Source organism: Shewanella sp. Choline-02u-19, assembly GCF_002836205.1.
Classification (GTDB): Bacteria; Pseudomonadota; Gammaproteobacteria; order Enterobacterales; family Shewanellaceae; genus Shewanella.
In genome coordinates this window covers 681440-706053 of the sequence record NZ_PJBE01000012.1, presented here as the reverse complement: position 1 = coordinate 706053, position 24614 = coordinate 681440, and the positions used below count along the sequence as shown (strand labels likewise).

Here is a 24614-nt window from a genome sequence, read left to right as displayed (position 1 = left end):
AATAGCCGCATATATCGAGATGATACTATGCGCTATTAAGCATGGTCCAATACAAAACAGCTAACGGCCCACAACTCAAACGCATTAAAACAACTCACTTGAAGAACCCATTGCTCACTTAAAATTCTTCAATAAAGTGATTCACATCGTGGCCTTCAACAATAGAAAAACATATTCAATTGCAAAGAATTGCCCCTACTCCAATGCAAAGTTTATTACACTAAATTAGAGCGTTGAGACGACATTTAATGAGCGTCATAACGCCTACTTTGTAAATAAAACATTACAACCTGCTGAGAAATCATTACATTTCATCATTAACATGGATTATGTCATCACTTAATACCATACCGACTAAGTTATAAAAATCCCACGGCTCCTATGGTTAAGCACTACGGCTGCCTATAGCGGTCAAATAACCAGCCAAATACACCATACTGGCAACATAAAGTGATATTTTTAGATACATTTGTTACCAAAGTGAATCTTTTGTGCTACAACGGCTAACTCCACTCTATGAAGTGGGCGAAAAATCAATACAAAATAAAAATAACCGAAGCCCATGATGGTTTTGGAAGTTGACCAATTGACAAGGAAAATCGTTGTGAAAACAAAACTATCAATAGCCATATCGGCTGTGCTAATTTCCAGTACAGCAATCGCTGCAAACACACAGTACACAGCAAAGTCTTACGCTCCTGAAATTCTTTCTGCTGATCAGTATAAGAAATCTCAGTCAGCACCAAGCCAAGTTGCGCCTCAAAGGTTCATCATTGAATTAGAATCACCTTCACTTTCTATGTACAAAGGCGGCATTTCAAAACTTGCAGCAACAGCACCGGCAAAGAAAGGGCAGAAGATTAATGTTCAATCATCACAAGCTCAGTCTTATTCAAGCCATCTAGTTCAAGAGCAGAGCAAATTTACTTCTGCGCTATCAAAAGTATCAGCCAACACTAAAGTTGAACGCCAATTCAAAACATTATTCAACGGTGTAACTGTTGTCGGTCAAGGCTTGTCAATTGATCAACTCATGGCAGTTCCTGGCGTTAAAGCTGTTTACCCTGAAGCCATGTATGAAATTAACATGGATGCATCTCACGAAGTCATCAACAGCCAAGCAATGTGGACAGCTGTAGAGGGTATGGAAAATGCAGGTAAAGGCATCAAAGTCGCTGTCATTGATGGCGGTATACGTCCAGAAAATCCAATGTTTGCAGATACTGGTTTTGAAGCTCCAACAGGGGCAATGCCAACAGACGATTACTGCTCAACGGTTGACACCACTTTTTGTAACAACAAACTAATTGTGGCACGTTGGTCACAACCAACCTTCGCTGTATGTCCTGATGAATATATGAGCCCACTAGGTTTTGGTGGTCATGGTACTCACGTAGCGGGTACAGCTGTTGGTAATAAAGTCAAAACAACATTTAAAGATGTTAACGTAACGCTATCTGGCGTTGCACCTGCTGCATACTTAATGGCATACAAAGCTCTTTATTCTAAAGCTGATTGTTCTGGTGGTTCAGGTTCAAACATCATGTTGATGGAAGCACTTGAGCATGCCGTCAACGATGGCGCAGATGTCATTAACAACTCTTGGGGTGGCGGTGCAGGCGGCGATCCAGCAAACAGTCCTTATAAGACAATGTTTGAAGCGGCTGAAGCTGCGGGTATCGTAGTTGTATCAGCTGCTGGTAACGATGGTAACGGCGCAAAAACAATTGGTTGCCCTGCTTGTATCGAATCTGGCATAACGGTAGCTAACAGCACTACTGGTCGTTTCTTCGCCAATGGCTTTAATGCCGGTGGTGATGAATTACTCGCGATTGAAGGCAATAACGGTCTCCTCGAAACGGATATCACTCTACCTATTATTGCATCAATGACTGTCGATGCTGATAACTTTGAAGGTTGTACAGCGTTTGACGCAGATGCATTCAAAGGCGGCATCGCGTTAATTTCTCGCGGTACATGTGCATTTTCTGATAAAGCTGCAAACGCAGAAGCGGCTGGCGCAGAAGCTATGGTTGTTTATAACAGCAAACCTGGCGCACCAATTAGCATGTTCATGCCGGATGCAACTTTACCAGCAGTCATGATCTCTCAAGAAGATGGTGAGGGCATACTGGAATCAGAAGCGGCTTCAGGTACTATCTCTGCAGAAGTTCAGCGAATTGTGGCTAAGTCACTAGCTGACACAATTGCAGCAACAAGCTCACGTGGTCCAAACGGCAATGAGAACATCCTTAAGCCTGATCTAGCGGCACCAGGAACAGACATTCTGTCTGCATTCTCTCCAGATGATGGTGGAGAAGATTTCAACATGATATCTGGTACAAGTATGGCTAGCCCACATGTTGCAGGTGCTGCAGCGTTAATGGCTCAACTACATCCAGATTGGACTGCGAACGACATCAAAACTGCTCTTACATCTACTGCTAAGATGGAAGGGATTTTAGATGACGACGCAATAACACCAGCATCACCTTTTGCTATGGGCGCTGGTCGTATGGATTTAGATGCGGCAGCTAAAGCTGTACTGACATTCGACAAGCCTTCTATTGCTGCAGACTCTTGTGTTGGTCCATGTACCTTTACTCGTACTGTATACAATAAGAGCGATGAAAAAACCTCTTGGACTCTTTCTGCTGCAACGGATAGTGCAGGTATATCTGTATCTCCAACTAGCCTAGCGCTTGAAGCTGGTGCATCAGCGACCTTTACAGTGACTGTTGACTCAACCTTTACTGAATATGGTTCTTGGATCTTCGGCAACGTTATGATCAAGAGCGATGATGGCAAACAAGATGCTCACCTACCTTTAGCTGTAATGGCAAAAGAGTCTAGTGATTCATCTCTCATCTCTGCTGTCACCACCGCAACAGATATCAAAGCAAGCGATGAATTCCCAATTAAAGTAACTGTTAACAACTCAGTATTTAAAAACACTGTAACGGTTAACGCTTACGCTCCTGAAGGGACTGCATTAACTTCTGCTGACGATGTCACTATTACCAAAAATGGTGCTACTCAGAATGGTTTAGAAATTAATGAAGAGCTCGGATTGGTAACTTGGGTTGGTAGCCTAGATTTACCTGAAATGGGAACAACCAGTGGTACTGGCACTTTCCCAAGTATCTTTGATCTCGACTTAGCTTACGTTCCAGCTTGTACTGAAGGTTGTGATGAAAAATCATTTACTTTCAATACTCCAGAATATCAATATAACGGTGCAACTTATACTCAGATTACTATCTCTGATAACGGTATAGCACTTGTTGGTGGTGGTACAACATCTGGAACTTGGAACAACAAAGAGCTACCTGATAGCGCAAATCCAAATAACATCCTAGCGCCATTCTGGTCTGACTTTGACTTATCAGATGGCACAGCGACTGATACTGGTGGCGGTGAATTGGGTATCCAATTTGTCACTACAGCTACAGATACTTGGATTGTAGTTGAATGGAAAGATGCTCAGCTATATGCAGATGCATCTGGCGATAAATATAGCTTCAGCATTTGGATCAAAACAGGCGACACTGAAACAGTTTCATTTAACTACTTTGCCGTGCCAACAATGCCAGCTAACGTCACTATTGGTGCCGAAAACATCGGTGGTTCAGTGGGTACTACATACCATTACAACGGTGAAGGCGGATCTGTTACTGCCGGTGACTACGTTGATCTAACTAGCACTGCCGCTGGTAGTGTTGAAGTTAACTACATGGTTAAAGCAACAACATTCAACGCAGGTCAAGTTGATATGGCTGAAGTTGAAGAAGAAGGTACTGTTGATTTCAATGTATTAGAAAATGACACTATGGACCAAAAAGTAGCTCGCGCTTCAATTACTGGTGACGGTATGACAGCTAATGCTCAACGCATTATCGATGTTATGCCAGCAGGTATGTTCTCGAAAGCTGTTGTCGTTGAAGAACCTGCAAATGGTAAAGTCACTATCGCAGCAGATGGCATAGCTACTTATACGCCAAATGATGATTTCTTTGGTACTGATAGCTTTACCTATACAGCAGAAGATGAAGATGGCAGCATGACTGAAGCAACAAAAGCGACTATCACTGTTACCAACATTAACGACGCACCTACTGTCAGTCCATCAGAGACTATAGCTCTTGCAGATTCTGTTGTTACTGCCACGGCTAAAAGTCAAGATGTAGACGGTGATGATTTAACCTACACTTGGACCCAAACAGCAGGTACAGCTGTAACATTTACAAATAGCGGGGCATCAATCGTATTTACAGCACCTTCAAATGTTGGAGATCTTGTATTCTCTGTTGTCGCTTCCGACGGTGTACTTTCAAGCGAAGCAGGTACTGCAACTGTCTCAATAAGAGCTAAAGAAGAAAAAACTTCTGGCGGTTCATTAGGTTGGTTAGCACTAGTACTACTTCCGTTTGCGGCACTACGTCGTCGTAACAAGTAAGTTGTAATCTAAAAAGTAAAAAGGGAGCCAGTGGCTCCCTTTTTTATTGCTTATTAACTCATCCAATTGACTAACCTTTGCTGATTTAGCTTTCTACAAATCAAACACATTGGTCATCAGCTTGTATAGCTCAGTCCCTTGATAGACTGAAGCAGAAGCAAAGTGGAGGATAGGCACACAATCTTGTTCGAGGTATAGCGGGGTTAACTCCTCTTCAGTGCCATAACAATCAAGCCTTAATATATTGGCCAGAGGTTGATTAGCTTTTAACGGTTCGCCGGGTTGCGCTAAATACTCAACCATACCGCCTTTCGGTGAGTGGTATTTTTTGTAGTCTTTCAGTAAGCAGCCATAACGTGCCATTACCGCAGGAGCCACTTGATCAGCCATCACGCCTCGATGACTCAAATAGGCTAAAATCCCCAGTGCATCTTCTCGGGCGTCATCCATATCGATACGCTCTTGGCTCGCCAGTTCCAATGTAAAAGCCGACACTGCTACATTCAATTCTCGCTCTTGTGTTGCGGCATACTCCACCAACTCCCACCATGGACAGAATGCGGCTTCATCCATCGCGCCACCAAAACTATTAGGCATAATTAAGCTATAAGGGATCGAGAAGAATTTAGCGGAACTTTGTGCGTATTCAGGGCAATAAAGATGCTTACAAGACTTAGGCCCGGTATGTAGGTCAATCACTATGTCCGCTTGATGCGCCAACATTTGTAAGCTTATAGCCAGTCTTTTACCCGTTGTCACCCCCCAAGGGTTCGCCAAGTGAGCCTGGCAAGACGCTATAAGCTGTAGCCTAAAGGCTTGGTTGAGCAATTCATCACTTAAATGGCAATGCTCTGAGTACCAATTTGGGATATCTATCTGGTGATCTAAATATTCTCTGTTCCAATTAACACCGGTGATAGGATCAAAACGGCCTAGCGTAAATTCACCACTCTTTTGATTGATACCTAATGGATTTGCCAGCGGCAGTAAGGTGATCTCCCCCCGAACATCCATAGCTTCCAACTGTTTCATCAGCTGGAATATCACTGCGTTGCCTTGCACTTCTGCTCCATGAACATTCGCTTGCAAAAACACTTTTGGCGCAGATGGATCTTTTGCGGCCAGATGATACACAGGCACTCTCAATTCTTGCCCCGTCGCCAGTTCTCCAACGATTAAGCTAGATTGGGTAAATTGCATCATGTGCAGTCTATTCCTTGGGTAAACAGTAATTAAGATTCAAACAGGTTTTCATGCAAAGCACGAATAACATCTGCAGCTTCTGCCTCTTCAACCAATACACACAGATTATGAGGGCTCGCACCTTGGCAGATCATTCGAACGTTATGCGGCTCTAATACTTCAAACACCCGGCGACATACCCCCGCCGTTGAAGCGATTCTATTACCAATCACAGCCACTAATGCCAAACCGTCTTCTACCCGCACGCGGCAATGCTGAGAGAGTTCTTGCAGTAAAGGCTCACTTAACAGACCGTTACCACTCGAGTCAGAGCCGGTTTTATCGAGTGTTAACGCCACATTCACTTCAGAGGTGGTGATGAGATCAACACTGATTTTATGCCGTGCCAACGTTGCAAACGTCTCCGCTAAAAAGCCTTGTGCGTGTAGCATTTGCAAGCTGTGCAGATTCAATAATGTTTGATCTCGTCTTACGGCAACTGCGCGATAAACTGGCTCGTCAGACACCTGATGTCGGATCCAGGTACCTCCTTGCTCTGGTGCCCAGCTAGATCCTACAAAGACTTGGATTTTTTGGCGTACTGCGGGCAAAATAGTGGCAGGATGCAGCACTTTGGCACCAAACGTGGCCATCTCTGCCGCTTCATTAAAACTTATCTCAGGTATAGGCTTAGCATTCGGGGCCAGTCTTGGATCCGTAGTATAGATCCCAGCAACATCAGTCCAAATCTCAACCGAGGTAGCACGCAGTGCTTCTGCAAGTAGAGCAGCGGAATAGTCACTGCCGCCCCTGCCTAATGTCGTTGTAGCCCCCTCAGCATCGGCACCAATAAACCCCTGAGTCACGATCACTTGCGATGCTAATAGAGGGGTTAAATACAGCGCTGCAAGCTCAGATATCGCCTCAATTTGTGGTTCGGCACGGCCATGGTGACTGTCCGTACGCATCACTTGCCTTACATCAAATGCTGAGGCCGAAGCGCCTTTTTCTCGTAATACTGCAGCAAAAAAAATCGATGAACACATTTCGCCTTGAGACAACAGCTCATCAACAACAGCCTTATGGCGAGTTAGCACTAGACGTTCAGCTAGATCTGAAATATGACTGAGTACCGCATCAATTTTGGCAGCAACATCACTTGGGTTCCCTAATCTATCGAGAATTTGATATTGAATAGAAGCTATCTGCTTAATTAACTGCTTACGATATTCATCCGTTGTTGTAGCTTGGGTTAGCGCAACGAGTTTATTAGTCACCCCACTAGAAGCACTCACCACCACCACTTTAGTGGCGGTGTTATTGATGATGATATCCGCACAGCGATGCATAGCATCGTAATCTGCAACAGAGGTACCGCCAAACTTAGCAACGGTTAACGTATGAATTACGGACATAAAGATGCCTCCACATGGAGTGAACACAATGTCGATTGCATATCGTTAAAAACTAATATAGATACTGATATAGAAACAGGTATAAAAACTGAGAGAAAAACTAACATGAATAAGCTCCGAACTAACTTCGTTCGAAGAGCCTGGTGCTAAGATATGCACCCCAGAGATGGGAAACAGCGATCGTCACCAGAAGCTCTCCACCATAATATAGGTGACAATCGTCAGGATTCAGCCTGAACGACCAATACATAAGACAGTGCCAAAACGTCTTTAGTATCTCGGCGTTAATCTCCATCATGAATGGTCAATGGGGTTTGGTCCCCTTTCATTCACTACCTAGTTAACGCTCCTCTTCTGTACTCAATTTGTACACAAACCAAGAGAGTAAAAAGTATATAAATAACACGTTCAAGTCAAACGAAATTTATACAACTTAAGAATTACACCCGGTCTGGAAATTCATGAACCACGTTGACCCGCGGCGAGAAAGCGCCGAGCGAAGTTTCCTGCCCTGACAATAAGCATGGGACCAATTGCAACTGATCATCTTCTACGTAATAGATAGCGTTTTGGTTGAACTGACACCCTAATTCGATTGCTGACGCTTTATCGGTCGACACCGCCCAGCTCTTTTCCATGTGTTTACGATCTTGCGATGCCCCCACCATCGCTCGATAGGGTCGACGTAACATGAGGATAGCTTGCTGCAGCTTTCGATCTAGCAGTCGATTTTGGCAAGGAGTAAGCGTCTTACCTCTTGGATTGTGTGCAGTGATGATTGCAAAAGATATTTTAGAGGACAATCCTTGCGTGATCAGGAATTGCGTTTCTTGATAATAGCGCCAAAGGCATTCGACTGACTGGTCCATTGCTAACAAACTCTCCACTTGAGGTGATTTTATTATAGCTAAATCGTTAGGACTCGCTAGGCGCGTGATATAGCTCACAGTAAATAAAAAATTACATTGTATAAATATCAGTCACTTAGGTGTAATATAGTGATCTAAGTCATGCCTTGGCGTAAATTTGTTAACATTTCATTTGTTAACAAATGCCTAAAACGAGTACAATGGGTCTTGTTGATTGACTCTCACTGCATACATGTAATGACACACTTTGTTACATATATCTGAAACAGATAGAAGAGTAATCCACACAGCTGTATCAAATGTGATCTATGTTTGATTTAACATTTAAACTTCAAAAAAAAACAATAGTTAAGGAACTTCTTGTACTTATTGTTTATCGAAGAGAATACAGTTTACGTTTTCCATATGTGAGATACCCATACTTTACTTATCATGAAGTGTGTTGCCGTTTCAGAATATATTTTGAAAACACCAACGTGTATCAGTGAAATATCAGCATAACTAGATGGAGTATAAAAGTACTTATACTCATGGTTAGAATAGAATTGACAGAAATTAGGTAATTAATATGCAAAACCCGCACATTCTGATTGTTGAAGATGAAGCCGTTACCAGAAACACACTTAGAAGTATTTTTGAAGCAGAAGGATATGTGGTATCTGAAGCCAATGACGGCGCTGAAATGCATAAAGCTATGCAAGACAATAAAATTAACTTGGTCGTGATGGATATTAATCTACCAGGTAAAAACGGACTTTTATTAGCCCGTGAGCTTCGTGAAATAAATAACATTGGCCTGATCTTCCTAACGGGCCGTGATAACGAAGTAGACAAGATCCTTGGACTTGAAATCGGTGCAGATGATTACATCACTAAGCCATTCAATCCTCGTGAATTGACTATTCGTGCTCGCAACTTACTAACACGTGTCAATAGCACTGGTGTTGAGTCTGAAGAGAAAAGCGCTGTTGAGTTCTACCGTTTCAACGCTTGGAGCTTAGAAATAAACAGTCGTTCTCTAGTCAGCCCACAGGGTGAGTCATATAAGCTGCCACGTAGTGAGTTCCGCGCTATGCTGCACTTTGTAGAGAACCCAGGTAAGATCCTTAGCCGTGCTGACTTGCTAATGAAGATGACAGGTCGTGAGCTTAAGCCACATGACCGTACTGTAGACGTAACGATTCGTCGCATCCGTAAGCATTTCGAAAGCTTGCCTGATACGCCAGAAATCATCGCTACGATCCACGGTGAAGGTTACCGTTTTTGTGGTAACTTAGAAGACTAATTCGATAATCGAATAAAATAAAAGCCAGTCATTTGACTGGCTTTTTTGTTTCTAAAATTTGTGTTTTAAAATAGTAAAATTTACTGCGTAAAAAACAATATAATGCTTAATTAAACCTTAAGTGTATTCAACACTAAGCTAAACATTGGTAGCAGATAAACACCATTTGTCAAATATGCTAACCATACTCCTATATATATTTAGGAGTATAGTTCCATTCTGCCTTTGGCTTTTTTAGAATAAATAGTCTTATTATTAACGATGTTTAATCTTTAGTTAATAAAATATAGGCAAAGAGTCATAAAAAACCTCCATGCCTATTTTTAACTTAGCGATAGTACTATTTCAATTCACGCTCTAAGAAGTCAGCTAAAGAACGATATAAGTGCACTCTAACCTTCTCGCCGCGCATAGAGTGTTTTGAACCAGGGTAATCAATCATCTGGAATAGCTTACCTTCATCTTGTAGAGCTTTATAAACTCGAGTGCTATTTTCAAATAGTACATTGTCATCTGCCATACCGTGGTACATCAGCAGTCCAGACTCGTAGCCTTTCACATACGGCAATACACTGCTCGCCTCATACCCTTTAGCATTCGTCTCTGGGTGGCTAAGATAACGCTCGGTGTAATGCGTATCGTACAGTGACCAATCAGACACTGGCGCTCCGGAGATAGCCGCTTTAAAGTAGTCTGGCGCTTTAAACAAGCTCATTAATGCCATATAACCGCCATAGCTATGGCCGTAGATAGCAATATTGTCGCCATCAACAAAAGGCAAACTGCGAAGGTAATCGACCCCCACCTTCTGGTCGTTCACTTCAGCATCACCTAACTGCTTATAGATGACATACTCAAACTTAGTACCACGATGAGCTGAACCGCGGTTATCCAGTTGATAAACGATAAAACCCTGCTGCAGTAGGTGTTGAGTAAAGTAATCTTGATGACTCCAACTGTTTGTCACCAGTTGAGCATGTGGGCCGCCATAAACACGCACCACCACTGGATATTTCTTACTGGCATCAAAATGGGTTGGCTTAAACATTCTATATTGCAATGCTTGACCATCTTCAGCGGTTAACTCACCAAACTCCGGTACTTGCCATAAACCAAAGTAGTCATACAGCGGATGTCCTGGCTTGACTTCGTTTTGCTCTACCCAAGCAAGGCGCTTGCCAGAATCGTCATGTAAGCTCACCTGAGGTGGTTGCGATAAACTACTGAAATAGTCCAAGTAGACAGCTTGATTGTCAGCAAACACCGTTGAGTGCATACCAGAACGAGTACTGATTGGCTCGACCTTGCCACCCGCAATAGCGACGCGGTATAACTGCTTCTCAGTCACTTTAGTTTGGCGGCCAGTAAAGTAAACTTGGCCCGCTTTTTCATCGATAAACTCGACGTCATCAACCGCCCAATCCCCCTTGGTGAGTTGACGAATAACATTGCCATCCAGTCCAATCAAATAAAGGTGGTTAAATCCATCACGCTCAGATGCCCAGATAAAGGCTTTTTGTTGCTTTAAAAAGTGCAGATCATCATTGAGATTAACCCAAGCTTGGCTGCGCTCTTGCACTAAGTTTTTATTGCGCTTGATGTCATCAATATTGACCACTCTTAAATCGAGTGATTGTTGATCACGACTTTGCCATTGGTACGACAACTGCTTGCTATCAGGTAACCACTTAACCCGCGGCAGGTAGATATCAGTCTCTTTGCCTAAATCGACCCAAGCGACCTTTTTGTCGTTAAGCGACACTACGCCAAGTTCAATTTTAACGTTGTTTTTACCCGCATAAGGGTAACGTTGCTCAGTCAGCTTGATGCCATCTGCATAAATTTCATTGCGCGTCACCAGCTCCACGCCAGACTCATCAATGCGGGTATAAGCAATCGCCGACTCATCCGGTGACCACCAATAGCCCGTCATGCGGCCCATCTCTTCTTGCGCGACAAACTCAGCCATGGCATTTTTGATTGCCCCGCCGCCATCGGTTGTTAGCGCAGTCACTTTCTCGGTTTTGAGATCAAGCACATACAAGTTTTGCTCACGCACAAAAGAGACCAAATTGCCCTTAGGAGACAACCTCGCATCGGTTGCAAAGCCTTCACTGGTATTAAGCAGTTTGACTTGGTTACTATTAACGGAGAAATAATACAGTTGGCCAGATGCAGGGATAAGGATAGCTTGGCTATCATCGGCCCAGAAGTACTCCATGATCCCTTGCCCATAGATGCGTTGGCGCTCTCGGCGTGCTTTTTCTTCATCCGATAACTCGCCCGCTACCAGCTTGTCAGCATCAAGCAATAAACTCTGCTTACCGCTGGCCACATCCATCTGCCATAGGTCATAAAGGTGTTGATCATCTTTACGACCCGCTAAATAGGTTACCCGCTTACCGTCTGGCGATAACTTAAGTCCACGAGGACTGGTGCCCGCAAGTGCAGGAGAAGCATACATACGTTCGATAGTGAGCGGGGTATCACCGCCCGCTAATGCTGTAGATTGTGCAACTGCTGTCGATGCCATCACCATAGGGAGAGTAGCAAGCAGCAAGTTCATCCAATTTTTTTTCATTATTATTCCTTGGATAACACGTTGTTAAAACGTGCTTTGACTGAAAATTCGCCTACATTGTGCCTCAATCATCACTAAAACAAAAACAATGCACACAATATGCACAGGCGCGTGTGCTTTACAGCTGAAAAAACTGCCATTCTCAGGTATCATCGCCGACAATAATAAGTTTAAACCCTCAAATCTCTAACTCAATTTAGTGTGATTAAATTGTCATAGGAAACAACATGCAGACTCTGGCTGAAAACCTGACATCGCAAGCGATTTCTCCCTCTCTTGAAAAACTGATCCTGACCTTAGCTGAAACCTCAATCGAGATCAGCCATGCCGTTCGCCACGGTGCTTTAGCCGGCATTCTGGGCGCAACTGAACAAGAGAACGTTCAAGGTGAAACCCAAAAGAAACTGGATATCATCACCAATGATATGCTCAAAGATGCGCTAAAAGCTGACGGTACAGTACGTGGCATTGCGTCTGAAGAGGAAGATTACGTCGTTGATGCCGATGCTAACGGTGAGTATCTAGTGTGTTTTGATCCACTTGATGGTTCATCAAACATCGATATCAACTCATTAGTCGGCACTATTTTCTCAGTACTACCTGCACCCGCTGGCGAGTTTTCAGAAAAGAGCTTTTTACAAGCAGGCCGCAATCAAGTTGCTGCCGGATATGTGCTTTACGGCCCATCAACCATGTTGGCACTGACGACGGGTAAAGGGGTGCAGTTGTTTACCCTAAACCCAGACACTAACGAGTACCTGTTAACTGATCCAGCGATGAGCATCAGCAAAGACACGGCTGAGTTTGCTATTAATATGTCTAACCAGCGTTTCTGGGAAGCGCCAATGCAGACCTATATCAGCGATCTGCTATTAGGGACAATTGGACCGCGTGAAAAAGCCTTTAACATGCGCTGGATTGCCGCCATGGTCGGCGATGTTCACCGCGTGCTTTGTCGCGGCGGAATTTTTACTTACCCAACAGACAACAAGAACCCTGACAAGCCGTTTAAATTGCGCTTGATGTACGAAGCGAATCCAATGTCTTTTCTTGTTGAACAAGCAGGCGGTAAGGCTTCTACCGGTTATGAAACCATCATGGATATTCAGCCTACAGCGATCCATCAGCGTGTTGCCGTGATCTTAGGCTCAGCTAACGAAGTTGACGTTTGTCTTGAATATCACACTCAAGATTACAGCGAAGAGCCGACAATATAAGATTCTAGGAGCTAGAAGCTAGGAAGAGCTAAGACGGCACAAGTTAAGACGGAACGGCCGGAAAATCTGAGACGGAAAAGATTAAAGAAGGTTCTATGCTTGAGCATTAGCAGCTTCTAGCAGCAACTCTAAATGAAAAAGCGCAGTTCCTTTTGGGGATTGCGCTTTTTTTGTGGCTTTAATTTGGACAAAGCTAAATTCTGCATATTGATAATTTGTCCTCATCCAATAACCTGCGGTCGGCCATGTGCAGACGCTGCTGAGACTCGCCGCAGCTCTTTATAAAGAGAGGGTCCATGTGGGCTCAACCAAAATATCTGACCTCCAGGAATGGAGGGAATGCCAAATTATGTCGGTAACATAATGTGCCTTGTTTCCGAAGGCCTCAGTCGCTTCTACACCGAGTTATAAAAGCACAATCATTCGGTATTTAGGTTTTCAATTTAAGAATGCAAAAGTTACCGTCACTTTAAACTAACAGAAAACACCTATTCCCCATCGAAGTTGCCGAAGTACGCAGATGAAAATGCCGTGGAACCATCATGGTCTTTCCCGCGCATCCATGCACTTCAAGACATTCAGGCATCCTGCCTATCAGTTGATGGTTCAGGTTCAGGCTCGGGGGTACATGGATGTACCATCTGAGCCGTTAGGCGATTTTTATTGGAGTATGAGGCCCGTATCTAATGCATGTAACTTCGTCGGGGCGGCACGGGCGATCCAAGAGGGGATTGCTGTTGATCCCCTTTTGGCCGAGTGTGAGCTGGAAGCTCGCGACTTTTATTAAGCGCAGCTTGATATCTCTAACCCCTTAAGCAACTTATGACAAAAGTTGCACATACAAAAAAGCCCTCATCTATACAGATGAAGGCTTCATATTAAGAGTAACTAAAAGTTAGTTTTTCTTAGAGTAAATCGCTGCGTTCTCACCAGCCATTCTACCGAAGGTGACGATGTCAGAGATTGCGTTACCACCTAGGCGGTTAGCACCATGAACACCACCAGTCACTTCACCAGCGCCGTATAGACCAGGGATAACTTGCTTCTTAGCGTCCATAATTTCAGACTTAGAATCAATCATCACGCCGCCCATAGTGTGGTGAACACCAGGAGTCACTTCAATTGCGTAGTAGTTACCTTCGTTCAATGCACGAGGTAGGTTTGGACGTGCAAAGTCAGTATCTTTACCACTAGTCACAAGGGTGTTGTAACGAGCGACAGTTTCAGTCAGTGCTTTTCCATCGATGTTCTCTAACTTGCCAAGCTTAACTAGCGAATCAGCACTTGGTACAACACCTAGACCGATATACTTATCAATCTTGCTTAGTGACTTACGGACTGAGTCATCAAAGATTAGGAACGCAGACTTACCAGTTTGGTTCAAGATAGCTGCTGAAGCCTTATCACGTGTAGTGATTTCGTTGACGAAGCGCTTACCTTCGCGGTTAACCAAGATTGCACCGTTACCACGTACAGCTTCAGTCACCATCACACCACCTTTAACAGAAAGTGTTGGGTGAGCTTGGATGTACTGAAGGTCAACCGTAGCTGCACCTGCATTTTCCGCAACATCGATACCGTCACCAGTAGCACCTGGTTGGTTAGTTGAAATAAAGCCTTTTAACTTAGGATCAAGTTTTGCTACACGCTCGTTGTTCTTAGCGAAACCACCTGTTGCTAATACAACAGCATCTGCTTTGATCCAGTAGTAGCCTTTATACATGCCTTTAACGAGTAGGCCTTTAACATTGCCTTCATCGTCTTTTAGGATTTCAATACCGCGAGTGTTCATGCGCATATCAATATCGCGCTTAACAGCATTATCGTAAAGCACTTGAATAACGTGAGCACCTACACCAGCGCCACCCGTTGGACGGTGAGAACGGTTAACTGATGCGCCACCCATGCGGCCAACGTCATCTAAATCAGCACCCATGCCAGTCAACCAGTTAACTGAAGCTTTAGAGTGAGATGCAAGTACATCAACCAATGCTGGATTGTTTAAGTTACGGCCACCTTTCATGGTGTCTTTAACCATCAATTCAACACTGTCTTTAATACCTTTGGCTTTTTGCTGATCAGTCCAAGCGGCGTTCATACCACCTGCGGCTAACTTAGCGTTACCACCGATGACGGGCTCTTTTTCAACAAGAATGACTTTAGCGCCGTTATCAACCGCAGAGACGGCAGCAGAGAAACCTGCACCACCAGAACCAACAATAACAACATCTACAGTATCACGAGGCGCTGCAGCGAGTGCTGCTTGACGCTCAGACTTGTCTTTCAACAACTCTTTGATGCTAGGTTCGTTACGTTCCCATTTCTTTGTATACGGCATATCAAAATCGAAGCTATGGCAAGAATCACAGTAGACCATCGATTTTTCGTGAGCGCTGTGACAAGAGGTACAAGCCACTTCGCCTGGGAAATGAGAGTCATGGGCATTGTAGTGCTCATGTTTGGTTTCTTCAGCGACTTCTTCTAGCGTGCCGTGACAAGATACGCACTGAGCGTTCTCGAAAGTTAAGCTATCGTTTGATAGTTCACCATCTGGCATGTGGCAGCTATCACACTCTTGGTTTTCACCGTGGAATTCTGCCAAGTTGTCAGCGGCAATCGCACTTGCCATAAAGCCTGTTGAGCCGAGAAGTGTGGCAATACACACTGCTTTTTTAAAGTTTTTCATCTCAAATCCTCACCTTTACCCAACTGCATCGCAGCGAACAAAAGTCATCACTATAATTTCGACAATCAAAAGTGTTGTCGTTAATTTTTAAATTCATCACTATATTGCGGCTGATACAGGCGTTGCTCAACTGAATCCCGTGATAACAACGCTAAACTGAACACTTGATCACAGCCTGTAAATCACCTCATGCAAAGATGCATAACTGCATGGTCAGTTATGCAAAAATGCATAACTCTATGTTATCCCGCTCACACATCAATGCCGACAGCACCCAACTATTTTAGTTAATGATAGACAATAGAAACCTCTGCGTAGCTAAATAGAGTGCATAAAGCTGAACACCTAAGGTGATGTATAGCCAAACGATATGTAAATAGGTAGTTAAAGCGAGAATCTCAGCACAGTTATGCTCTATAAGCGCATGCTAAAATTGGCTTATGAAAATATTAGTTAACTTATTCTGCACTCTCAGTCTTTTGACTCTCCCTCTCATTGCACAGGCCGCAGCCCCCCATGAAAAGCAAAGTATTGTCTTTGGAGTTCACTCAAAAACAGCTCCGCTAGAGTGGCGTAATAATGGCGTCGAACAAGGCTTTAACCTGGAATTGATGGATAGGATTGGTCAACTAATAGGCAAGCGCATCGTCGTTAGACGTAAGACATTTCAGCAATTACTTGCCGATGTACACAATCCTGAATCATTGATTGATGTGATTGCCGTGGTGAGTCCGGTGACGATCGATCGCGATCTCAGCCAATCAGATCCCATTTATGCCACCCATGCAAAAGCCTACACCCTGCAAGGAAAGTCATTTATTGACGGCTGGAACGACCTAAAAGGGAAGCGTGTCGCCATCAAAAAAGGCGCTTGTGTCGATGTGTACATATCAGGAAAACTGCAAAATTTTAAAAGAGTCGATGTCGATCTTTATGAAACGGGTTTTCAGCTATTAATAAAAGGCAAAGTCGATGTGGTGATTGCCGAAAACTTTGTCGCAAGACGATTAATGCCTTTATATCCCTCAATTCGAAGTTCTAGCGACCCACTCATTTACGGCGCGTTTAATTTTATAAGCAACCATAAAAATGCCGTGTTAATGGATAAAATTAATGATGCATTAAGGCAGCTAAAACTGTCAGGAGAATATGACCGTCTCGTCAATAAGTGGTTTGGTACTGGCCGTGAGAAAGTGGATCTTAACTCTGCCCAACAAAAAATACTGTCGTTGGCTATTTTCGTCAGCCTTATCTCTGCGATAGGCATGTTACTGACGGGTTACATCAGTCTGAACTTACGCAGACGCACCACAGCGCTAAACCTTGAGTTAGCACAGCGAAAAAAAGCAGAAACGGCTATATCTAATCTCTCTAAACAGTTCCAATCGGTGTTAGATGGTATTCCTCATGGGGTCACTCTATTTAATCGAGAGGGTGAGTGCTTATGGAGCAACGACAATAACCAGCTGCTGAGTAATCCTCTGTTTCACTATGAAGATGGTCAACCTTTTACACTTTACCCAACCTTGATTGAAGCACTCGATACGGATAAATCGACCATTGCAGATATGATGATTGAAAATCAGTATTGGCAGTTACAGCTGCATCCTATCGGTGATAATCAAGCGGTTATCTTGCTTGAAGAAACGACAGAACAGCAGCGGCTGCGCCAAGCCAATAACGAAGCCAGTAGGCTGGCCTCACTAGGCGAGCTATCTGCGGGTATCGCGCATGAAATTAATAATCCCACCGGTATTATCGTCCACTCCATTGCGTTTATTAATGATGCCCTTACCGACCTTTCAAGCGCCGCTGATAGCTATCAAAAACAAAATCCATTTTGGAATATTGCCGGCCTAGAACCTACATCCGCCATGGCAGAACTCAGTTTGAGTAGTCAGTCGATCCTTGAAGGCGCCGGACGAATTAGCCGCATCGTAAGTGACCTAAAGCGTTACGCTTTGCCAACGCTCACCGATGCATATCAAGCTATCGCACTTAATGAAGTGGTGCTGGTATCTTTACGCTTAACCGCTAACCAAATAAAACTCTTGAATGTCGCCACTGAACTGCACAATCCAAGCCCAATCATTAAAGGTGATGCACAGCAACTCAACCAAGTGCTGATTAATTTGATTCAAAATGCCTGCCATGCCATTGAACTTGATGCCGAGACTTATGAGCATGACCAGCATATCTTGATAAAGACCAGCGTAGAGGAGCAATTTGCTTGCCTAACCGTGATAGATAAAGGCCAAGGAATGGACAGAGCGACACTGCAACGGATCACCGAGCCATTTTTCACCACCAGACGCTCCAATGGTGGCAGTGGTCTAGGTTTATCCGTTTGCAGCCGCATTATTAAAGAACATAAAGCCGATATGCAGATTGAATCACGTATTGGCCAAGGTACGGTCATTACCCTTCGTTTTCCATTGGAGTCTCAAACGTGAAACTTGCCAGAAATATCCTACTTGTCGACGATGAAGCATCTTGGTTGCGCACCTTATCAATTACGCTCAATCGGTTAGTGCCCGAAGCAAAAATTGATACCTGTGTTGACAGCAGACAAGTGATGAACCGTCTTGAGGTGAGTGACTACGCTTTGGTATTACTGGATCTGACGATGCCATTTCACTCAGGTGAAGAACTGTTGGATATGATCCGCAATGCGTTCCCTAATACACGGGTCATCATTGTCACTGGCGTTAATGAAGTCGATACCGCAGTCCGCTGCATTAAACATGGCGCGTACGATTATTTTATTAAAACCGACAATGTTAATGATCTGGCCAGAACCGTTCGTCGTGCCTTAGAGGTTGTCGGTCTGGAACGCAACTATTTAAGAATAAAAGAGAGCTTTCTAAGTAAAACCTTAAGTCAGCCCGAAGCGTTCAATAATATTCTGACTTGCGAGCCCTCCTTGATCGACCAGTTCCGTTACTTTGAAGCCGTTGCACCCAGCCCAGAGCCAATCTTGATCCAAGGAGAAAGCGGCACCGGCAAGGATGAATTCGCCAAATCAGGCCATCTACTTTGTTGCCCTGACGCGCCATTTGTTAATGTGAACCTTGTAGGAATAAGCACCTCTGCGTTCGAACTGCAGCTATTTGGGCAGATCAAGACCCTCGAAAATGGCCAAGTCAGCGCGCAAGCAGGTGTATTACATCAAGTGCAATCAGGCTTACTGTATTTGAATGAGATTGGTGATTTACCGATAGAAGCACAAGCAAAGCTGGTCGATGTGATTGAGCATAAACAATACTATCCAATTGGCAGTGATAAAGCCTATCCCGTACTGTGTAAAATCATCACCTCGACACAGCATGATCTGCTCGCACTAAGCAAAGCCGGCAAGTTTCGAAACGATCTCCTATACCGGTTACGATCTCACACCATAAAGCTGCCACCATTAAGGCAACGTCGGCTCGACCTATTCATGTTGATTAATCACTTCATCACCCTGGCAGCAGATGAGATGAACTTGTCTAGACCACAACAACCCAGCAGCCTTGCCGCACAATTAGCCGAGTATGAGTTTCCTGGAAACTTACACGAACTTAAGGGAATGGTGTTTGATGCGGTCAGCAGAAGCGATGGTATTCAACTCAACATTACCCCCTTTATGGAAGCCATAAATCTCAATAAAGCCGCTCCCGATGATAAATGCCAGTTGGTTTTTCCAAAAGAGCTGCCGACATTAGCGCAGATGGGCGACGCACTGATAAATGAAGCCATGAGCCGCACAGCCAATAGCCAAACTGCAGCAGCAAGAATGCTCGGCATTAGCCAAAGCGCGTTAAGTCGACGACTTAAGCAAGATAAATAGACTTCACTATTATTGAACATTTATAGCTAATGCTCTCTACTTAGGTAGAGAGCTCTCCGCCTTGTCAGCATAGTAAAATCCGTCTCTAATCAGGTTCAATATCAATCCGTATAGATCCGAACACTCTGCTATAACTCAAACTTCTCAACATTACCCCGATGATTAAATCAACCGTAATTATCTTTTGAAAACACATAACCAATCGTAAAATCACTTCCGATTACTTTAAATATTTCGAGTTCTACGAGGCTAACGGCACATTAACTCTAGTGCTTCACTCAACAACGAGAATCAACAATACAACAACAAACATCTTCTAAATTACAACGATAAGCCAACTTTCATTTGAATTAGTCATAATTTAAAGCGCTACCAATAAGATACTCACTTTATTTCGTCAAAAATACGACTAACGCCATTATTGTGACACCAACAGCTAGATAACATCTATAACAACTGATACAGTTGCGCCGTATCGTATTTAGCCGAAATTCTGAGTTCTCCTTGCAATATATATTTACCTAATAGGACATCATTTTGAAAACGTTTATGCTTTTACTTAGCTTGTTTATCGTGGTTCCCGCAAATGCAGCATTCTTTGGCGATTTCGTTTTAGAAAGTGATATCCAATCACACCATCTTCAAACGGTACAAAACGGTAATGTATTATTATTTCAATGTGATACAAATAATACAGAGATACAAACAATCTTAGATACTCAGAGTTTCTATGCTTACCATGACGATCCAAGTATTCTAATACTCGAACTCAATGGTTTAAGACGACAGTTGAGTGGTGAAGGTTCGGATTCAATGTTTAAATCCTGTTTTGACTGTGATAATGAACCCTTGCATACGATACTTGATGAAATCAATAGCTCTGTAGATGGCGTACTTAACCTCGAAGCTATATCACTAAGCTCAGGTATCAGCAGTAATGCGAGTTTTAACATTCATCAACTTGACAAAGCGATGCTCGAATTACGAAAAAACTGTCAACAACTTTCAATGAAAAGTTTAAACCGCTTTTAATCACGACTTCCTATATCTTCAAGCTAGATGAAATACAAATGGCATGATTCACCAACATTTTTTATAAAACTAGCGGTTTCTATCGCTTAACTATTCAAATTTATTTCTGCTGTGGTAATATGCGGCGGATTAGAACACGCTCATAGGATGGGCACTTTAAAAATCAAGGATGAATAGTGAAACCTCTCCATATATTAGTTTATATCTTAATCGCTATACCAAGCTTTATGACGCAAGCTGAACCCTATAGCAATTTAATGATTAGCTCATCTGCGTCAAATTCGTCTCTGCTTGTTTCACAAGAAAGTAACACTCTACTTCTTAGCTGCACTTCTATCGATACCACGATTAAAACAATTCTCACCACCAGCACTCCTTATGCTTACTACGCAGATGACAGTTTATTGATTGTTAATTTAAATGGTATTCACTGCCAAATGCGTGGACAAAGCTCAGCCTCTACGTTTGTATCTACCGAAGGCTGTGAGCCAGAGAAAAGTAAAATGCTGCGTAAAGAGTTCCAGTCAAATAACCCTCTACATCTAGGGTTAGAAGCTGTTTCCATGAGCTCAGGAAGGAGTTCGTTGGCAACATTTTATATTGATTCAGAAGCTGCTGAACTAAAAGCCTTTTTCAATCAGTGTCAAAATACCACCCTAGAAAATGCCAGCTAATTACTGACATTTCAAATGTAATAACCTTTAGTATTAAACCATCGCGAATGTCGCTTCAGTGCACTTTTCTGTCTCATCAATAATGGTCAGCACTGCGGTATCGCCAACCATGTGACATGAGTTAAGGACCATATCGATTAAGCGATCTAACACTGCTGTTATAGCAAATGCTTCAACAGGAAACACCAAGATTTAATGGTTAAAACAACTCTTACCATTAGCACTCCTTATGCCTACTACAAAGATGATAGTTTATTGATTGTTAATTTAAATCATATTCACTGCCAAATGCGTGGACAAAGCTCAGCATCGACGTTTGTATCTAGCGAAGGCTGTGACCCAGAACAAGATAAAAATATGGGGCAAGAGCTTCACTAAAATCCCCCTCTACATCTTGGGTTAGAATCAGTTTCGATGAGTTATGGAAGAGGTACATTGGCAACATTTATATTGATGTTAGAGCCACTGAACTAAAATAGTTTTAAAAAAAAGTAAAAATTTAGCCAAAAAAAATGCCAGCTAAATAGCTGACATTTCAAATGTAATAACCTTCAGCGTTAAACTGTCGCTAATTTAGCTTCAGCACGCTTTTCTGTCTCATCAACAATAGTCAGCACTGCGGTATCACCAACCACGTTACATGAGGTCAGTACCATATCGATTAAGCGGTCTAGCGCTGCAACAATAGCAAATGCTTCGACTGGTAAACCCATCTGATGGATAAGCACACCAATCATCACCATTCCGCCTCCAGGAACGCCACCAGCGCCAACAGAGAGCAAGAAGATACTAAACAGTAGTGCAGGAAGCTGATCCATGCCGATTGGAGCACCAAACGCGTTTGCGACAAAGAAAATAGCAATAGTGATGTAAATCGATACCCCGCCCATGTTCATGGTGGCACCGAGCGGAACGCCAAATCCAGCAACAGCACGATTAACGCCAAGCTTTTCGGTCAGGGTGCGCATCGTCACTGGGATTGTTGCATTTGAACTTGCCGTTGATAGTGAAAACAGGATCTGTTCACGGGTCTTACTGCGGAACTCTTTCGCCGATACAGGCGTAAACATGCTTACCGCAAATGGGTATACCACAAAAATCCAGAAGAGTAGCAAACTTAAAATCACCACTAGGTATTCAAGCACGCTACCAAATATGGCAGCTTCAAGTGTTGCACCGAGTTTAAGCATTAATGCAAACACACCGATTGGTGCAAGCTGCATCACCACGCTAATCAACTTCATCATAATGTTGTTAGCAACCTGAAAGCCACTGACTGCACTTTTAGCTGTCTCGCCAAGCGACTTAATCACCCCCCCCAGCAGCAGAGCCATAAAAATAACTTGCAGCATATTGCCTGACGTAAAGGCGGCGACTGGATTGCTCGGTACAATGCCGACGATAAGTTGAACTAAGTTTGGTAACTCAGTTGCGACAATATCGACGCCACCATTGCTAGACATATCAACCCCTTTACCCGGAGCCAATAACAAGGCTACCGTCAAAGCCGCAAAAATGGCCACTAACGTGTTGATGATATAGAAGCCAAAGGTTTTTCCGCCCAAGCGACCAAAACTGTTGAGATCTTTAAGCTCGCAAACCCCACATACAATGGAAACAAAAACCAGCGGTACAACTAACATCATGATCATGTTGACAAACATGGTGCCAGCGCCAGAGGCGATATCGACAACAGTGCCAGTAAAGAAGCTGATATCTGCGAGAGAATATTGAATAATCGATCCGAGGATCAGACCGGTAAACAGACCCATAAAGATCCGCGTTGAAAGTGATTTAGTCATTAACTTGCCTTATATTCGACATGTCTTATCGCATGTCTTCTATTGCCTTCAATCATGACGACTTAGTACTAGTCGCCTATTTGTGGTTAGGATAGTGAAACATGCTGGCAATAAATTCAATAAAAAACACCGAATTACTTTACAAAACAAACTTATAACAAATTAGAATACCTACACTAAAGCACTGTATAAAATCAAAAAAAACCCTCAAAAAATACAAGTAACCCAAGAAAATACCTACAGAGGCAACATTCACACAACACTGACTTATTTTTCTTTCAAAAAAAAGCAGTTTAAATCACCTGAAACGGCGTGGATCGCAGAGCTAAAAACTACCAATACCATAGCAAGCAAACTAAGTCACTACCCTGTGGTGTTAGGCAGTTTTATATAAAGTGATTACCAGTCTATTTTATACTCGAGCAGCGACTTGGCGCACACTTTAGCGCCGATTACATCGCTAGCAAATGTTGCAGCTTAATACTGAGGTGATACCGAACGATACAGCCCTATAACGCTAATCAATAATGATAACGTCTTTAAGGAGCCTTCAAGGAGAGGATAGTTATCGCAAGAACATCTCAACAAATGACGGTTAATAGACAACCTTCGTCTACAAAGCAAATAGCTGCAACGGCAAATGATGACTTAGCATATGCTCCTGCTTCAGTGTTAGATGTTGCTGATTCATTAACAATAAAGCCAACTGACATTGAGCGGGTAACGGCTGTTGACGGCCCAAATAAAGACGTGCTTCGTTTTGGTTATGCCACTCTTGCTCAATTCCTTCTAACCCTACTGTAATCGCTATCGCCGCCTCACAATCTGCTGGTGACAACCAGTAATCCGCTTGGCTGGTGTAAGCGATCTCAATGCCCTTTGGGTCTAAATCGCTAAAACAGACCAGTTTATAGCTGGCGTTATGTTGCCAACGCCTAAAAAATTGATAGGCAGTTCCGGTTTGCTGGCTGGGCTTTACGTCACCACGGTATACCCACAATGCATCTTTTAAAGCCTCTGGTAGGATGAGCTGCGCCAAGTTAGCCATTAATGTCAGGTTCTCCACCAGCACGATGTATGGGTGTTCAATACTGTCGATTTCGTCAGCTTTTATTGACAGTCCCAATGAAGAAAATGGCGATTTAGCGATCAGTTGTTTGTTGATTTTCAAACCATTGATGCTGTTAATGAGAATAAAGTCACGGCTAACAGGGTAGCTATTTAACTTCTCATTTCTATCGGTCTTTGAATTGTCATGTCGACTTTGTGGTTCTGGATAGGGGTCAAACTCAAGATGCGCGTCCAACTGCTGTTTAACTTTATTAATGAGCCGTATTTTATCAGCGATGGCGTAAGTGAAATAGCCAGCTGAAAACACACCAAAATCATAGTCCGACTTTAGGCGTTTTAAATACTCTTTACTTGGAATCTTGTCACCTGCAGAATATTTACGCAGCAGTTTTTGGGTATCGTTAAACAAGCCTTTTTGCATACATAACCTATATTCAAAGCGCGATTTTCAAACGTTGTTTATTTAGCACTGCTGTCATTCATCGGCAAGGCCGCCGTAACCCCATCCCTGGGGC

16 protein-coding genes and 1 riboswitch are annotated in these 24614 nt (G+C 43.3%); of the genes, 8 read left to right on the top strand and 8 right to left on the bottom strand.

Features of this window, described 5'->3' with window-relative positions:
- The first annotated feature begins 604 nt into the window (after positions 1–604).
- Entirely contained in the window at positions 605–4456 is a 3852-nt protein-coding gene (locus CXF83_RS05055) for a S8 family serine peptidase (protein WP_101091595.1), read from the top strand.
- A gap of 93 nt (positions 4457–4549) precedes the next feature.
- Here CXF83_RS05055 and CXF83_RS05050 read toward each other — a convergent pair whose 3' ends face one another.
- The 3 genes from CXF83_RS05050 to CXF83_RS05040 all read right to left on the bottom strand — a co-directional run bounded on the left by CXF83_RS05050 (position 4550) and on the right by CXF83_RS05040 (position 7922).
- Complete coding sequence (locus CXF83_RS05050) at positions 4550–5656, bottom strand: succinylglutamate desuccinylase/aspartoacylase family protein (RefSeq protein WP_101091622.1); 1107 nt, start codon at positions 5654–5656, stop codon at positions 4550–4552.
- Positions 5657–5688: 32 nt separating this feature from the next.
- Entirely contained in the window at positions 5689–7053 is a 1365-nt protein-coding gene (gene lysC, locus CXF83_RS05045; protein ID WP_101091596.1) for a lysine-sensitive aspartokinase 3, read from the bottom strand.
- Positions 7054–7235: 182 nt separating this feature from the next.
- Positions 7236–7415: riboswitch (Lysine riboswitch) on the bottom strand.
- A 78-nt stretch (positions 7416–7493) separates the two neighbouring features.
- On the bottom strand, positions 7494–7922 hold the full coding sequence (locus CXF83_RS05040) for a DUF3293 domain-containing protein (protein ID WP_101091597.1): 429 nt from the start codon (positions 7920–7922) through the stop codon (positions 7494–7496).
- A gap of 568 nt (positions 7923–8490) precedes the next feature.
- Between CXF83_RS05040 and arcA the strand changes: the two genes are divergently transcribed.
- On the top strand, positions 8491–9207 hold the full coding sequence (gene arcA, locus CXF83_RS05035; protein ID WP_101091598.1) for a two-component system response regulator ArcA: 717 nt from the start codon (positions 8491–8493) through the stop codon (positions 9205–9207).
- A gap of 340 nt (positions 9208–9547) precedes the next feature.
- Here arcA and CXF83_RS05030 read toward each other — a convergent pair whose 3' ends face one another.
- Positions 9548–11788, bottom strand: coding sequence for a S9 family peptidase (locus CXF83_RS05030; RefSeq protein ID WP_101091599.1), 2241 nt, complete (start codon positions 11786–11788; stop codon positions 9548–9550).
- 227 nt (positions 11789–12015) lie between these two features.
- On the opposite strand from CXF83_RS05030, the gene CXF83_RS05025 reads away from it, so the two are divergent.
- Positions 12016–13005, top strand: a complete 990-nt coding sequence (locus tag CXF83_RS05025; RefSeq protein ID WP_101091600.1) for a class 1 fructose-bisphosphatase — start codon at positions 12016–12018, stop codon at positions 13003–13005.
- 895 nt (positions 13006–13900) lie between these two features.
- Here the strand turns inward: CXF83_RS05025 and CXF83_RS05020 are convergent.
- Positions 13901–15691: a flavocytochrome c gene (locus CXF83_RS05020; RefSeq protein WP_101091601.1), complete on the bottom strand. Its 1791-nt coding sequence runs from the start codon at positions 15689–15691 to the stop codon at positions 13901–13903.
- Positions 15692–16131: 440 nt separating this feature from the next.
- Between CXF83_RS05020 and CXF83_RS05015 the strand changes: the two genes are divergently transcribed.
- From CXF83_RS05015 to CXF83_RS05000, 4 genes are all read left to right on the top strand, one after another.
- Positions 16132–18144 carry an ATP-binding protein gene (locus CXF83_RS05015; RefSeq protein ID WP_101091602.1) on the top strand — a complete coding sequence of 671 codons (2013 nt, stop codon included), beginning with the start codon at positions 16132–16134 and terminating at the stop codon, positions 18142–18144.
- Complete coding sequence (locus tag CXF83_RS05010; RefSeq protein ID WP_101091603.1) at positions 18141–19520, top strand: sigma-54-dependent transcriptional regulator; 1380 nt, start codon at positions 18141–18143, stop codon at positions 19518–19520. The genes CXF83_RS05015 and CXF83_RS05010 overlap by 4 nt, the downstream gene beginning before the upstream one ends.
- Positions 19521–20057: 537 nt before the next feature.
- Positions 20058–20552 carry a hypothetical protein gene (locus CXF83_RS05005; RefSeq protein WP_101091604.1) on the top strand — a complete coding sequence of 165 codons (495 nt, stop codon included), beginning with the start codon at positions 20058–20060 and terminating at the stop codon, positions 20550–20552.
- A 176-nt stretch (positions 20553–20728) separates the two neighbouring features.
- The gene (locus CXF83_RS05000; RefSeq protein WP_101091605.1) at positions 20729–21226 is read left to right on the top strand and encodes a hypothetical protein; all 498 of its coding nucleotides are present in this window, start codon (positions 20729–20731) and stop codon (positions 21224–21226) included.
- 33 nt (positions 21227–21259) lie between these two features.
- Here the strand turns inward: CXF83_RS05000 and CXF83_RS04995 are convergent, their stop codons facing one another.
- Entirely contained in the window at positions 21260–21412 is a 153-nt protein-coding gene (locus CXF83_RS04995) for a hypothetical protein (RefSeq protein WP_443018879.1), read from the bottom strand.
- Positions 21413–21421: 9 nt separating this feature from the next.
- Here CXF83_RS04995 and CXF83_RS04990 point away from each other — a divergent pair, with 9 nt between their 5' ends.
- On the top strand, positions 21422–21604 hold the full coding sequence (locus CXF83_RS04990; RefSeq protein ID WP_101091606.1) for a hypothetical protein: 183 nt from the start codon (positions 21422–21424) through the stop codon (positions 21602–21604).
- Positions 21605–21783: 179 nt separating this feature from the next.
- Here the strand turns inward: CXF83_RS04990 and CXF83_RS04985 are convergent, their stop codons facing one another.
- Positions 21784–23028 carry a dicarboxylate/amino acid:cation symporter gene (locus tag CXF83_RS04985; protein ID WP_101091607.1) on the bottom strand — a complete coding sequence of 415 codons (1245 nt, stop codon included), beginning with the start codon at positions 23026–23028 and terminating at the stop codon, positions 21784–21786.
- Between the two features lie 613 nt (positions 23029–23641).
- Complete coding sequence (locus CXF83_RS04980) at positions 23642–24520, bottom strand: DUF7281 domain-containing protein (RefSeq protein WP_101091608.1); 879 nt, start codon at positions 24518–24520, stop codon at positions 23642–23644.
- Between the last annotated feature and the right edge of the window lie 94 nt (positions 24521–24614).